Origin of the sequence: Streptomyces sp. NPDC005898 (assembly GCF_040629635.1) — a bacterium.
GTDB lineage: Bacteria > Actinomycetota > Actinomycetes > Streptomycetales > Streptomycetaceae > Streptomyces.
This window is the reverse complement of sequence record NZ_JBEXWC010000013.1, coordinates 78,817-92,571: the sequence shown is the minus strand read 5'-3', so window position 1 is coordinate 92,571 and position 13,755 is coordinate 78,817. Positions and strand designations below refer to the sequence as shown.

Sequence of the window (13,755 nt, the reverse complement as noted above, 5' to 3'; positions counted from 1 at the left end):
AGCGATCGAAGGGACGTACATGCCCATGGGTCACACGGCCACAGCCGAGGCCGGCTCCGGCGGCCTGACAGCGACCGAGCACCGGCTGGCCAACGGCCTGCGCGTGGTGCTCTCCGAGGACCACCTGACCCCGGTCGCCGCCGTCTGCCTCTGGTACGACGTCGGCTCCCGCCACGAGGTCAAGGGGCGTACCGGCCTGGCTCACCTCTTCGAGCACCTGATGTTCCAGGGCTCGCAGCAGGTGCCGGGGAACGGACACTTCGAGCTGGTCCAGGGAGCGGGCGGCTCGCTCAACGGCACGACGAGCTTCGAGCGCACCAACTACTTCGAGACGATGCCCGCCCACCAGCTGGAGCTGGCCCTGTGGCTCGAGGCCGACCGGATGGGCTCGCTGCTCTCCGCGCTCGACGAGGAGTCCATGGAGAACCAGCGCGACGTCGTCAAGAACGAGCGCCGGCAGCGCTACGACAACGTCCCGTACGGCACCGCCTTCGAGAAGCTGACCGCCCTCTCCTACCCGGAGGGCCACCCCTACCACCACACGCCGATCGGCTCCATGGCCGATCTGGACGCGGCCACGCTGGAGGACGCGCGCGCGTTCTTCCGTACGTACTACGCGCCCAACAACGCGGTCCTCTCGGTCGTCGGCGACATCGACCCCGAGCAGACGCTCGCCTGGATCGAGAAGTACTTCGGGTCGATCCCCTCGCACGACGGCAAGCAGCCGCCGCGCGACGGCTCCCTGCCCGAGCGCATCGGGCGGGAGCTGCGCGAGGTCGTCGAGGAGGACGTCCCGGCCCGCGCCCTGATGGCCGCCTACCGCCTGCCCGAGGACGGCACGCGCGCGTGCGACGCCGCCGACCTCGCGCTGACCGTCCTCGGCAGCGGCGAGTCCTCCCGGCTCTACAACCGGCTCGTGCGCCGTGACCGCACCGCCGTCGCGGCGGGCTTCGGGCTGCTGCGCCTGGCCGGTGCCCCCTCGCTCGGCTGGCTGGACGTGAAGACCTCCGGCGACGTCGAGGTCCCGGTCATCGAGGCCGCCGTCGACGAGGAGCTCGCCCGCTTCGCCGCGGAGGGCCCCACCCCGGAGGAGATGGAGCGCGCCCAGGCACAGCTGGAGCGCGAGTGGCTCGACCGGCTCGGCACGGTCGCCGGCCGCGCGGACGAACTGTGCCGGTACGCGGTCCTGTTCGGCGACCCGCAGCTCGCCCTCACCGCCGTCCAGCGCGTCCTCGACGTCACCGCCGAGGAGGTCCAGGAGGTCGCCAAGGCCCGCCTGCGCCCCGACAACCGCGCGGTGCTCGTCTATGAACCCGTGGCCACCGCGGACGGGCCGGCCGAGGACGCCATGGAAGAGGACGCCGAAGAAGAGGAGGCGGCGAAGTGAGCGAGGCCGCGACGATGCAGTTCCACCCGCAGCCCCAGGCCGGCACGGCCAAGCCGTGGGCCTTTCCCGCCCCCGAGCGAGGCGCCCTGCCCAACGGCCTCACGGTGCTGCGCTGCGACCGCCCCGGCCAGCAGGTCGTCGCCGTGGAGGTGCACCTGGAGGCGCCCCTGGACGCCGAGCCCGAGGGGCTCGACGGCGTCGCCACGATCATGGCGAGGGCCTTCAACGAAGGCACCGACAAGCACTCCGCCGAGGAGTTCGCCGCCGAGCTCGACCGCTGCGGTGCCACGATGGACGCGCACGCCGACCACCCCGGCGTCCGGGTCTCCCTCGAAGTCCCGGTCTCCCGCCTCCCGAAGGCGCTCGGCCTGCTCTCGGACGCCCTGCGCGCCCCCGCCTTCGCGGACAGCGAGATCGAGCGCCTCGTGCGCAACCGCCTGGACGAGATCCCGCACGAGGCCGCCAACCCGGCGCGCCGCGCCGCCAAGGAACTCTCCCGGCAGCTCTTCCCGGCCGGCACGCGCATGTCCCGGCCCCGCCAGGGCACCGAGGAGACGGTCAGCGCCATCGACTCGGCGGCCGTACGCGCCTTCTACGAGAAGCACGTCCGGCCCGCGACGGCCACCCTGGTGATCGTCGGCGACCTCACGGGCACCGATCTGGACGCCGTCCTCGCGGACACCGTCGGCACCTGGACGGGCGGCACGGCGGAGCCCCGCCCGAGCCTTCCGATCACCGCCGACGACACGGGCCGCGTCGTCATCGTGGACCGCCCCGGAGCCGTCCAGACGCAGCTCCTGATCGGCCGCATCGGCCCGGACCGGCACGACCGGGTCTGGCCGGCCCAGGTCCTCGGCACCTACTGCCTCGGCGGCACCCTCACCTCCCGGCTGGACCGCGTCCTGCGCGAGGAGAAGGGATACACCTACGGAGTGCGGGCGTTCAGCCAGGTCCTGCGGTCCGCTCCGGACGGCACGGGCGCCGCGATGCTCGCCATCAGCGGATCGGTCGACACCGCCTCCACGGGCCCCGCGCTCGACGACCTGTGGAAGGTCCTGCGCACGCTCGCCGCGGAGGGCCTGACGGACGCGGAGCGCGACGTGGCGGTGCAGAACCTCGTGGGTGTGGCCCCGCTCAAGTACGAGATGGCCGCCTCCGTCGCCGCGACACTCGCCGACCAGGTCGAGCAGAACCTGCCGGACGACTTCCAGGCACAGCTGTACCGGCGGTTGGCCGCCACCGGCACCGTGGAGGCCACCGCGGCCGTCGTGAGCGCCTTCCCGGAGGACCACCTGGTGACGATCCTCGTCGGCGACGCCGCGCAGATCGAGGAGCCCGTCAGGGCGCTCGGCATCGGCGAGGTGAGCGTGGTCAGCGGCTGAACGACAGGTCGCGGCTGAACGAGAGGGTGCGGCTGAACCAGAGGCTGTGGCTGACCAGAGGCCGTGGCCGAATGTGAGCCGCGGCTGAGCGGGAATCAGCGCGTTTCGAGGCCCCGGTGACCGGTTCGGTCGCCGGGGCCTCATATGTCCGCCTTTGTATGGCGGTTGCCCGTCTGCCGTGTGGCGTGCGCAACAAAAGTGTCGATCCGTTTGTCGATTGAAAGAGGGGGCGCTTAGCTTCGATCCGGCTGTCCGTCACACACCACGTCGCACCCGCGGCACCGGGCAGTCATCGCCGAGTCCCCGTACGGCGCGAGCCAGGGGAGCCGGGGACCCACAGTCCCTTGGGGTGAATCGGGCACCTTGCCGTCAGGTGAGGGACTCGTAGGAGACCTTCCTGCTCCGAACCCGTCAGCTAACCCGGTAGGCGAGAAGGAAGGAAAGGATCAGCCGCTTCATGGCGTTCACCCGTGCCACCGGGAAGCACCGTCGTCCCAGCCGCCTCACCCGCACGACCGCGAACGTCGCGGGCGTCGCCGCGCTGACCACCACCGGCGTCATCGGCGGCATGGCCGCTCCGGCGCTCGCCGCCGTCGACGAAGGGGCCGTGGAGCACACCGGCCTCACCCAGGCGATCTCCGTGGGCGGTTCGCTCGCCGAGACCATCGACGCCCAGGCCGCCGCGCAGCGCCAGGCGGCCGAGGACGCCGCCGCCGCCAAGCTGGCCGAAGCGGCCGCCAAGAAGAAGGCCGCCGAGGACAAGCGCAAGGCCGAGGCCGAGGCCAAGGTGAAGGCCAAGGAGGAGCGCGAGGCCAAGGAGCGCGCCGCCCGCGCGGCCGAGCGCAAGCGCCTGAACGCCTACGTCTCCCCGATCTCCGGCTCGTACGTCTCCACGGGCTACCAGACCGGCGGCGCCATGTGGTCCTCCGGCAGCCACACCGGCGTCGACTTCCACGCCGCTTCCGGCACCCCGGTCCACGCGGTCGGCGCGGGCACCGTCGTCGAGGCCGGCTGGGGCGGCGCGTACGGCAACAACGTCGTCATCAAGATGAACGACGGCACGTACACCCAGTACGGCCACATGTCCTCCCTCGGTGTCACCGTCGGTCAGACGGTCACCCCGGGCCAGCAGATAGGCCTCTCGGGTTCCACCGGCAACTCCAGTGGCCCGCACCTCCACTTCGAGGCCCGCACCGGCCCCGAGTACGGCTCGGACATCGACCCCGTGGCGTACCTGCGCTCGCACGGCGTCAACGTCTGACCTCCCGGCACACCGAAGGCCCCGGCTCCTGCGAGCCGGGGCCTTCGCGCTTTTCCGGCCCTTCCGCGCTTGGCCAAAAGATATCCATGGATTGCGGCCCGCCGTCGGTAATTCCGGCACTCTGCAATAGAGTTGCCGAACGAGCGTCGGTCGACCGCGTTTCGCGGGGATTAAGGCGGAGGTCCGGTCATGCGTATTCCCGCGCATTCGGTGTGCACGGCCATCCGGGACGACATTGTCTCCGGTGTCCACGAAAGGGGCGGACGGCTCACCGAGGAGCTTCTGGCCCGCCGCTACGGCGTCTCGCGCGTTCCGGTGCGCGAGGCCCTGCGCACCCTGGAGGCCGAGGGGTTCGTCGTCACGCGCCGACACGCCGGCGCCTGCGTCGCCGAGCCCACGGAGCAGGAGGCGGCCGACCTCCTGGAGCTGCGCATGCTGCTCGAACCGCTCGCGGCCGCCCGCGCGGCCCGGCGCCGCACCGAGGCGCACCTCAAGGTCCTGCGCGGCCTCGTCAGGCTCGGCCAGGAGCGCGCGCGGCGGGGGCAAGGGGAGGATCTGCGGTCGCTGGGCGGCTGGTTCCACGAGACGCTCGCCCAGGCCTCCGTCAGCCCCGGCCTCATCGCGCTGCTCGCCCAGCTGCGGCACAAGATCGCCTGGATGTACGTGGTGGAGCCGCCGGCGGCGCCGTTCGACGCGTGGGCGCAGCGCGCGGCGATCGTCGACGCGGTGGGCCGCGGGGACGGCGAGCGGGCCAGGGCGCTCACCTGCGACCACATGGAGCGGACCGCGGGCGCGCACCGATTGCGCCGTTCGACGAGCGCGGGCCGTGTGAGGGAGCCGCAACATCCCGTCAACACGGTGAGCCTTCGGAATTAACGCGCGTGCCGTATACAAGTCGTAGGGCGCCTTTACTCGGGGCGGCGCTATTCGGGGACATCAATTCTGCGTGAATTTCGGAACGCGGGGCACGCGCCGCACGCGCCGGGTCACACTGAATCGCGCCGGATTTCCTTTAAGAGCTCGTCACGCGATTACGAACCGGGCTTCTTGGGCGTGTCCACGCATACGCGGGTCGTTGGCGGTGCGCGCCCCGAAGGCGCGGTGTCCTTCGGGGCGCGGGGCAGGGGTTCTGGTTCAGGCGTTGTAGCCGCCGTGGGCGTCCAGCACTGCGCCCGTGACGTACGACGCGGCGGGGCTCGCCAGGAAGGCGATCGCCGCGGCGATTTCGTCGGGGTGCCCCATGCGTTGCAGGGACAGCGAGCTGACCAGGGCCTTGAGGGTCTCGGGGTCCGGCGGTTGCATGCCGCCCTCCATCAGTCCGGCCTCCACGACGTTGGCCGTGATGTTCCGGGGCCCGAGGTCGCGTGCGACGCCCATGGTGTACCTCTCGATCCCGGACTTGGTCGCCGCGTAGTCGGCAAGGCCGGGGGCGCCGACCCGGGAGCCCAGTCCGGAACTCACCGTGATGATGCGGCCGCCCGTACGCAGCACTCGGGAGGCGGCCCGGATGACGGCGATCACGCCGAGGTAGTTGGTGGCGTGCATCCGGTCCAGTGCGGCGGTGTCGGCATCGGGGTCGTCCACCGTGCCGGCCACGGAGATCGCCGCGTTGTTGACGAGGATGTCCAGGCCGCCGAAGTGCGCGACCACGTCGTCGATCAGCGCCGGCGCCCGGCTCGTGTCCGCCTGGTCGGACTGGAAGGCGACGGCCTTGGCTTCCTTGGCGTGCACCTCGTCGACGACGGCCTGCGCCCGTTTCTCGGAGCTGACGTAGGTGAAGGCGACGTCGGCGCCCTGCTCGGCCAGCAGTCGTACGGTCGCGGCTCCCAGTCCGCGCGACCCCCCGGTGACCAGGGCGACTTTGCCCGTGAGTGGTTTGCTCATGCTTCTCACCTCGTTGATTGACCCTTCCCGGCAGTCGCAACGTTAATTGTTACGACAGGCTGTTGCAACCTCCATTGTTACGACTGCGGGTAACATGGAGCGTCGCGACCGAGAGGAGGAGTCCATGAGCGCCAACAGCAGGCTGACCATCGCCGCCCACGCGCTGGTCTGGATCGGCCTCTACCAGCGCCAGGGCCATGAGGTCGCGACCTCCGAGCAGATCGCGACCAGCGCGAACACCAACCCGGTGGTGATCAGACGGCTGCTCGGCGAGCTGCGCAGGGCTGGGCTCGTGGAGTCCCGGCGGGGCGTGGGCGCGGGCTGGTCGCTGGCACGCGAGCTGGAGTCGATGACCCTGCTCGACGTGTACGAGGCAGTGGAACCCGGCCCGCTGTTCGCAATGCACCGCACCACCCCGGACCAGGGATGCGTGGTGGGCCACGGCATCCAGCCGGCGATGCGGAGCGTCTACGAGGGCATCGAGGAGACTCTGAGGCACGAGCTGGCCCGCGTCACGCTCGCGAACGTACTCCGGGACGTACTCGCGGCGCCTCGCTAGCCTCCCCGTTGCGCCCTGGCGTCACCAAGGCCCCCATCCATGCCCAGGCCGACGAACAGCCATCTGCTGGAGACGCCTCAAGAAGGCCCATCCGCGATCGCGTTACGAGCTCTGAGGGCCGCCCTGAACAAGGCGAAGGGCCCGCCCCGTGTTCCGGAGCGGACCCTTCAAAGTGCTGCGCGATCAAAGGCGCTGTGTGGCTCAGACCGTCTCCGGAAGCTCCTCGAGGCCCTCCGCGACCAGCTTCGCCAGACGGTCCAGGGCGGCGTCCGCACCCTCGGCGTCGGAGGCGAGGACGATCTCCTCGCCGCCCTGGGCGCCGAGGCCGAGCACCGCGAGCATCGAGCCGGCGTTGACCGGGTTGCCGTCGGCCTTGGCGATCGTCACGGGGACGCCGGCGGCCGTGGCCGCGCGGACGAAGATGGAGGCGGGTCGGGCGTGAAGGCCCTCGGCCCAGCCGACGTTGACGCGGCGCTCAGCCATGTGTTGCTGCCCTTCCAGGTGTCTCACACTTGTCTAGACCATTGTCGCATGCCGTCGCGGGTGCTCCGTCGGCCGGACGCCGGTCCTCCTCGACCGTACCCGGACCGGGCGCCCCCGCGACCCGTACGCTGGCCCCATGCAGACCCCGTCGGATCAGCAGGATCGGCATCGGCAGGACCGGTACGACTACCCGTCGCACTGGGAGGCCGACGTGGTGCTGCGCGACGGGGGCACCGCGCGGATCAGGCCCATCACGGTCGAGGACGCGGACCGTCTGGTCAGCTTCTACGAACAGGTGTCCGACGAGTCGAAGTACTACCGCTTCTTCGCGCCCTACCCCCGGCTGTCCGCCAAGGACGTGCGCCGCTTCACCCACCACGACCAGGTGGACCGGGTGGGACTCGCGGCCACGGTGGGCGGCGAATTCATCGCGACGGTGCGCTACGACCGCATCGACGAGCGCGGCATGGCCGCCAGCGCGCCGGCCGACGAGGCCGAGGTCGCCTTCCTCGTGCAGGACGCCCACCAGGGCCGTGGCGTGGCCTCCACACTCCTTGAACACATCGCGGCGGTCGCGCGGGAGCGGGGCATCCGCCGGTTCGCCGCCGAGGTGCTGCCCGCCAACACCAAGATGATCAAAGTCTTCACGGATGCGGGTTACCGGCAAAAGCGCAGCTTCGAGGACGGTGTCGTCCGCCTGGAGTTCGACCTGGAGCCGACCGACCGCTCCCTGGCCGTGCAGCGCGCCCGCGAACAGCGCGCCGAGGGGCGCTCGGTGCAGCGGCTGCTGACGCCGGGGTCGGTCGCGGTGATCGGCGTGGGGCGCACCCCGGGCGGCGTCGGCCGCAGCGTGCTGCGCAACCTCCGGGAGGGCGGATTCACCGGGCGCCTGTACGCGGTGAACAGCGCCTTCGACGAGGGCGCGGAGATCGACGGCGTCCCCGCGCACCGCTCCGTGACGGCCATCGAGGAGTCCGTGGACCTCGCGGTGATCGCCGTGCCCGCGGAGAAGGTGGCCCACGTCGTCGCCGACTGCGGCGAGCGCGGCGTGCGCGGCCTGGTGGTGCTCTCCGCCGGGTACGGCGAGAGCGGCCCCGAAGGGCGTGCGCGCCAGCGGGAACTGGTGCGCCAGGCGCGCTCGTACGGCATGCGCATCATCGGCCCCAACGCCTTCGGCGTGATCAACACCTCGCCCCGGACGCGGCTCAACGCCTCGCTCGCCCCGGAGCACCCCGCGCGCGGGCGCATCGGCCTGTTCACCCAGTCCGGCGCCATCGGCATCGCGCTGCTGTCCGGGCTGCACCGGCGGGGCGCGGGCCTGTCCACGTTCGTCGGCTCCGGCAACCGCGCCGACGTGTCCGGCAACGACCTCCTCCAGTACTGGTACGAGGACCCCGACACCGACGTCGCGCTGATGTACCTGGAGACCATCGGCAACCCGCGCAAGTTCACCCGCCTCGCGCGCCGGGCCGCGACCGCGAAGCCGCTCGTCGTGGTCCAGGGCGCCCGGCACAGCGGGATCGCGCCCACGGGGCACGCGGTACAGGCCACGCGCCTCCCGCACGCCACGGTGTCCGCCCTGCTGCGCCAGGCGGGGGTGATCCGTGTGGACACCGTCACCGAGATGGTCGACGCGGGACTGCTGCTCGCCGGGCAGCCGCTGCCGGCCGGGCCCCGGGTCGGCATCCTCGGCAACTCCGAGTCGCTGGGGCTCCTCACGTACGACGCGTGCGTCGCCGACGGGCTGCGGCCGCTGCCGCCGCGCGACCTCACGACCGGCGCCGCGCCGGCCGACTTCCGCGCCGCTCTGGCCGAGGCGCTGTCGGACGAGGGCTGCGACGCGGTCATCGTCAACGCGATCCCCTGGGTGCGCGAGGACGGGGTGGCCGCCGACCCGGAGACGCTGGCCACGGAACTGCGCGCGGCGGCCGCGGGGTGTCCCGCGAAGCCGGTCGCCGTCGTCCACGTGGAGCTGGGCGGCCTCGCCGAGGCGCTGTCCGCCGCCACCAGCACCGGGCCCGACGCCCCGCCGAAGCCGCCGACGGACGCCATGAACACCCCCCGCCGCCCGCCCACGGCGACAGCCGGACCGGAGGCCTCCGCAGCCACCGCCCCGACTCCCGCAGCCACCGCCCAGGTCGCAGGAGCCACCCCGCAGGCCGCTACGGCCACCACCCCGGCCCCCGCAGCCACGACGCAGGCCCCCACGGACACCCCGCAGGCCCCCGAAGCCACCGCGCAGGCCGGAGGAGCCACGCCGCAGGGCTCCACCGCCGCCCCGCAGGGCTCCACAGCCGCCCAGCAGGCAAGCACGGCCACCGCGCAGGCCGCAGGAGCCGGGACGCAGGCCCCCACAGCCACCCCGCAGGCCACCGCCGCCCCCACAGCCACCGCCCAGGCCACCGCCCCCGCCCCCGCCGCTGAGGCCCCCGCCCCCGCCCCCGACCAGTACCGCATCCCCGCCTACCCCGCCGCCGAGCGAGCCGTCCGGGCCCTCGCCGAAGCCGTCAAGTACGCGCAGTGGCGCCGCGAGGCCGCCGAGCCCGGCAAGGTGCACGAGTACGACGACATCGACGAGAGCGGCGCCGCCGACCGCATCGCGGCGCTGCTGGCCAAGGACGACGACCCGCGCGGCGCCACCCTCGCCCAGGCCGACGCCCACGAACTGCTCAGGCACTACGGCATCCGCGTACGCCGTGCGCTGCCCGCCCCCGACCCGGACGCGGCGGCGCACGCCGCGCGCACCCTCGGCTACCCCGTGGCCCTGAAGACCACGGCCCCGCACCTGCGCCACCGCGCCGACCTCGGCGGAGTGCGGCTCGACCTCGCCGACGAGGACCAATTGCGCCGCTCTTACCAGGAGTTGACCGACGCCTTCGGCAAGCCCGCCGAGCTGCGCCCCGTGGTCCAGGGGATGGCGCCGCGCGGAGTCGACACCGTCGTCCGCGCCGTCATCGACCCGGCGGCCGGGGCCGTGCTCTCCTTCGGGCTCGCGGGAGCCGCCTCCGAGCTGCTCGGCGACACCGCCCACCGCCTGATCCCGGTCATGGACCGGGAGGCGGCCTCCCTGGTCAGATCCATTCGGACCGCCCCCCTCCTCTTCGGCTGGCGCGGCTCGGCCCCGGTGGACACCCCGGCCCTCGAAGAGCTGCTCCAGCGGGTCTCCCGGCTCGTCGACGACCACCCCGAGGTGGTCGGCGTCACGCTGGAGCCCGTGGTCGTCGCCCAGCGCGGACTGTCCGTCCTCGGTGCCTCCGTCAGGCTCGCGCCGCCGCCCGCCCGCGACGATCTCGGCCCGCGTACGCTCCCCGGATACTGAAGGGCGTACGCCCCGGGCACGAGCGCGCCAGGGGGCACCGTGCGCCCCCCGCCGGGCCGTAGGATGGACGGCATGGCAAAGACCGGTACGACGACCCAGGGGCTGCGCGCGGCGATCGAGCGCAGCGGCTACTACCCGGCCCTCGTGGCCGAGGCGGTGGAGGCCGCGATCGGCGGCGAGGCCATCGGGTCGTACCTGGTCCACCAGGAGACGACCTTCGACGCCAACGAAGTGCGCCGGCACGTGACGGTCCTCGTCCTGACCGGGACGCGCTTCATCGTCAGCCACACCGACGAGCAGGCGGCGGACAGCACGTCCCCCGCGCCCTACGCGACGACCTCCACGGAGTCGGTCAAGATCGGCCGGATCTCCTCCGTCGTGCTCAGCCGCGTCGTCGCCAACCCGGAGAAGTACGTTCCGGGCACACCGCCCCGCGAGGTCGTCCTGACCATCGGCTGGGGCGCCGTCTCCCGCATCGACCTGGAGCCCGCGGCCTGCGGCGACCCCAACTGCGAGGCGGACCACGGCTACACGGGCAGCTCGACCGCCGACGACCTGAGCCTGCGCGTCAGCGAGGCCGGCGACGGCCCCGACGCCGTGCGCCAGACCCTCGCCTTCGCCCAGGCCCTGTCCGAGGCGACCGCGGACACCGCCCGCTGATGTCCCTGCCCGCCTGGGACGACGTGGAACCGATCGCCCTCGACACGGCCCCCGTGCCCGCCTACGGCTCGGGTTCGCTCGCCGACCTGCTGCCCACGCTCGTCGCCCACCAGGGCGTGCCCGGCTACGAGAACCCGGCCATCGCCGAACTCGCCCCCGCCGACCGCAACTGCGTCTTTCTGATCGACGGCCTCGGCTGGGAGCAGCTCAAGGCGCACCCGGACGAGGCGCCCTTCCTGCACTCGCTGCTCCCCAGCTCGCGCGGCGGCACCGGAGCGCCCATCACCGCGGGCTTCCCCGCCACCACCGCGACCTCGCTGGCCTCCGTCGGCACCGGCCTGCCGCCCGGCTCGCACGGCCTGCCCGGCTACACCGTGCGCAACCCCGCCACCGGCGAGCTGATGAACCAGCTCCGCTGGAACCCCTGGACCGATCCCCACGCGTGGCAGCCCTACCCGACGGTCTTCCAGCAGGCCCACGACGCGGGCGTGCACACCGCCCAGGTGTCGTCCCCGACCTTCGAGAACACCCCGCTCACCAAGATCGCCCTGAGCGGCGGCACCTTCCGGGGCAAACTCTCCGGAGAGGACCGCATGGACCTCGCCGCCCGGCAACTGGCCGCGGGGGACCGGTCCCTGGTCTACACGTACTACGCGGAAGTGGACGGCAAGGGCCACCGCTTCGGCGTCGACTCCGACGCCTGGCGCGGCCAGCTCATGTACGTCGACCGGCTCGCCGAGCGGCTCGCCGAACGGCTGCCGCCGCGCAGCGCCCTGTACGTCACCGCCGACCACGGCATGCTCGACATCCCCTTCGACGACGCCTCCCGCATCGACTTCGACGAGGACTGGGAGCTGCGCGCCGGCGTCGCCCACCTCGGCGGCGAGGGCCGCGCCCGCCACGTCTACGCGGTGCCGGGCGCCGTGAACGACGTCGTGACGGTCTGGCGCGAGGTGCTCGGCGAGCAGTTCTGGGTCGCCTCCCGCGACGAGGCGATCGCCGCCGGATGGTTCGGTCCACACATTGATCAACGTGTGTACGAGCGTCTCGGCGACGTCATCGCCGCCGCGCGGGACGACGTCGCGATCATCGCCTCGGAGCGCGAGCCCAAGGAGTCCGCGCTCGTCGGCATGCACGGCTCCATGACCCCCGTGGAGCAGCTCGTCCCCCTCCTCGAAGTACGCTCGTAGACATACGCCCTTGAGGCGCCCCCGCCGGCGCGCCGACTCCGCACGCCCCCGAAAGGTCCGCAACCCCCCATGCCCGAGCTGGTGTTCTTCTCCGGAACGATGGACTGCGGAAAGAGTACGCTGGCTCTGCAGATCGAGCACAACCGCTCGGCCCGCGGACTCCAGGGGATGATCTTCACGCGGGACGACCGCGCGGGCGCGGGAAAGCTCTCCTCACGCCTCGGCCTGGTCACCGACGCCATCGAGGCCGCGGACGACTTCGACTTCTACGCCCATCTCGTCGACCACCTCTCCCAGGGCGGCCGGGCCGACTACGTGATCGCGGACGAGGCGCAGTTCCTGGCCCCCGAGCAGATCGACCAGCTCGCGCGGGTCGTCGACGACCTCGGCCTGGACGTCTTCGCCTTCGGCATCACCACCGACTTCCGCTCCAAGCTCTTCCCCGGCTCCCAGCGCCTGGTCGAGCTCGCCGACCGCGTCGAGGTGCTCCAGGTGGAGGCCCTCTGCTGGTGCGGCGCCCGCGCCACCCACAACGCGCGCACCGTGGGCGGCGTAATGGTCGTCGAGGGCGCCCAGGTCGTCATCGGCGACGTCGACCAGTCGTCGGACGTGGGGTACGAGGTGCTGTGCCGCCGCCACCACCGGCGCCGCACGACGGCGGCCACCGCACGGGCGGGCGCCCTCTCCCCGGACGTCCTGCCGGTGGACACGGCGGCGACCGCCCGCGCCTGACCTCAGGCCCCGGCGCGTGAACGCACGACGGTGAAGACCGCGCCCTCCGGGTCGGCGACCGTCGCCACCCGGCCCCGGGAACTGTCACGGGGCGGTTCGACGGTCCGGCCGCCGAGTTCGGCCACCCGGGTCACCGCCTCCTCCACGTCGGCGACCTCGAAGTACGTCATCCAGTGCGGGCCCCGGTCGCGCGGCAGCGCGTCGCCCACGCCGCGCACGGACGCCACCGGACGGCCGCCGACATGCAGGGTCAGACAGTCCGAGTCGGCGGATCCGGCGGCCTCTTCGGTGAAGCCGAAGACGGCCCGGTAGAACGTCACGACGCTCGCGGTCTCCCGGGTCACCAGCTCGTTCCAGGCCGGCGCGCCCGGCTCCCCGACCACCGCGCTGCCCAGGTGCCGCGCCGCCTGCCAGAGCCCGAACACGGCGCCCGTGGGGTCCGAGGCGACGGCCATCCGGCCCGCCTGGCCCGCGGTGATCGGCCCTACGCCGACCGTGCCGCCGCAGTGCCGCACCGTCTCGGCCGTGGCGTCCGCGTCGTCCGTCGCCAGATAGGGCGTCCAGGCGATGGGCAGATGCCGGTCCGGCGGCAGCTGGCCGATGCCGGCGACCTCCCGGCCGTCCAGCAGCGCCCGCACATAGGGGCCGAGCTGCTGGGGGCCCGGCTTGAACTCCCAGCCGAAAAGCGCTCCGTAGAACTCCTGGGTCGCTGCCAGGCCATGCGCCATCAGGCTCACCCAGCAGGGTGTGCCGGGGGCGCTCCGACCGGCTCCCGCGCCGTCGCGCCGCCCTGCGGACGCCTGTGCCTCGGTCATCGTCACCCTCTCCTCGGCCCTCGTGGTGGCCGCTCTCTTCTGATTTCCCGAACGCGCGTACCTTCGCCGCGCGCCTGCGCGCC

Annotated in this window: 12 protein-coding genes and 1 riboswitch; of the genes, 9 read left to right on the top strand and 3 right to left on the bottom strand. The window is 72.7% G+C overall.

The features are described 5' to 3' along the window. The first annotated feature begins 19 nt into the window (after positions 1-19). The 4 genes from ABZ385_RS19235 (at position 20) to ABZ385_RS19220 (ending at position 4,906) form a co-directional block, all read left to right on the top strand. Positions 20-1,387, top strand: a complete 1,368-nt coding sequence (locus ABZ385_RS19235) for a pitrilysin family protein (RefSeq protein WP_358912344.1) — start codon at positions 20-22, stop codon at positions 1,385-1,387. Continuing rightward, positions 1,384-2,769 carry a pitrilysin family protein gene (locus ABZ385_RS19230; protein ID WP_358581492.1) on the top strand — a complete coding sequence of 462 codons (1,386 nt, stop codon included), beginning with the start codon at positions 1,384-1,386 and terminating at the stop codon, positions 2,767-2,769. The genes ABZ385_RS19235 and ABZ385_RS19230 overlap by 4 nt, the downstream gene beginning before the upstream one ends. Positions 2,770-3,052: 283 nt before the next feature. Beyond that, a riboswitch (cyclic di-AMP (ydaO/yuaA leader) is annotated at positions 3,053-3,214 on the top strand. A 12-nt stretch (positions 3,215-3,226) separates the two neighbouring features. Beyond that, on the top strand, positions 3,227-4,030 hold the full coding sequence (locus ABZ385_RS19225) for a M23 family metallopeptidase (RefSeq protein ID WP_358581490.1): 804 nt from the start codon (positions 3,227-3,229) through the stop codon (positions 4,028-4,030). Positions 4,031-4,219: 189 nt separating this feature from the next. Continuing rightward, the gene (locus ABZ385_RS19220; protein ID WP_358912342.1) at positions 4,220-4,906 is read left to right on the top strand and encodes a GntR family transcriptional regulator; all 687 of its coding nucleotides are present in this window, start codon (positions 4,220-4,222) and stop codon (positions 4,904-4,906) included. Between the two features lie 258 nt (positions 4,907-5,164). On the opposite strand, the gene ABZ385_RS19215 is transcribed toward ABZ385_RS19220, so the two are convergent. After that, entirely contained in the window at positions 5,165-5,914 is a 750-nt protein-coding gene (locus tag ABZ385_RS19215) for an SDR family oxidoreductase (RefSeq protein ID WP_358912341.1), read from the bottom strand. Positions 5,915-6,038: 124 nt separating this feature from the next. Here ABZ385_RS19215 and ABZ385_RS19210 point away from each other — a divergent pair, with 124 nt between their 5' ends. After that, positions 6,039-6,473: an Rrf2 family transcriptional regulator gene (locus ABZ385_RS19210; RefSeq protein ID WP_358581482.1), complete on the top strand. Its 435-nt coding sequence runs from the start codon at positions 6,039-6,041 to the stop codon at positions 6,471-6,473. Positions 6,474-6,674: 201 nt separating this feature from the next. On the opposite strand, the gene ABZ385_RS19205 is transcribed toward ABZ385_RS19210, so the two are convergent. Then, positions 6,675-6,956 carry an HPr family phosphocarrier protein gene (locus tag ABZ385_RS19205; RefSeq protein ID WP_358581480.1) on the bottom strand — a complete coding sequence of 94 codons (282 nt, stop codon included), beginning with the start codon at positions 6,954-6,956 and terminating at the stop codon, positions 6,675-6,677. A gap of 136 nt (positions 6,957-7,092) precedes the next feature. Here ABZ385_RS19205 and ABZ385_RS19200 point away from each other — a divergent pair, with 136 nt between their 5' ends. The 4 genes from ABZ385_RS19200 to ABZ385_RS19185 all read left to right on the top strand — a co-directional run bounded on the left by ABZ385_RS19200 (position 7,093) and on the right by ABZ385_RS19185 (position 12,857). Then, positions 7,093-10,275, top strand: a complete 3,183-nt coding sequence (locus ABZ385_RS19200) for a GNAT family N-acetyltransferase (protein WP_358912339.1) — start codon at positions 7,093-7,095, stop codon at positions 10,273-10,275. A 72-nt stretch (positions 10,276-10,347) separates the two neighbouring features. Beyond that, complete coding sequence (locus ABZ385_RS19195; RefSeq protein ID WP_358581474.1) at positions 10,348-10,935, top strand: DUF5998 family protein; 588 nt, start codon at positions 10,348-10,350, stop codon at positions 10,933-10,935. Further along, the gene (locus ABZ385_RS19190; RefSeq protein ID WP_358581472.1) at positions 10,935-12,125 is read left to right on the top strand and encodes a nucleotide pyrophosphatase/phosphodiesterase family protein; all 1,191 of its coding nucleotides are present in this window, start codon (positions 10,935-10,937) and stop codon (positions 12,123-12,125) included. The genes ABZ385_RS19195 and ABZ385_RS19190 overlap by 1 nt, the downstream gene beginning before the upstream one ends. A gap of 69 nt (positions 12,126-12,194) precedes the next feature. Further along, positions 12,195-12,857 carry a thymidine kinase gene (locus ABZ385_RS19185; RefSeq protein WP_358581470.1) on the top strand — a complete coding sequence of 221 codons (663 nt, stop codon included), beginning with the start codon at positions 12,195-12,197 and terminating at the stop codon, positions 12,855-12,857. A gap of 2 nt (positions 12,858-12,859) precedes the next feature. On the opposite strand, the gene ABZ385_RS19180 is transcribed toward ABZ385_RS19185, so the two are convergent. Further along, on the bottom strand, positions 12,860-13,672 hold the full coding sequence (locus ABZ385_RS19180) for a VOC family protein (protein WP_358581467.1): 813 nt from the start codon (positions 13,670-13,672) through the stop codon (positions 12,860-12,862). Positions 13,673-13,755 lie beyond the last annotated feature (83 nt).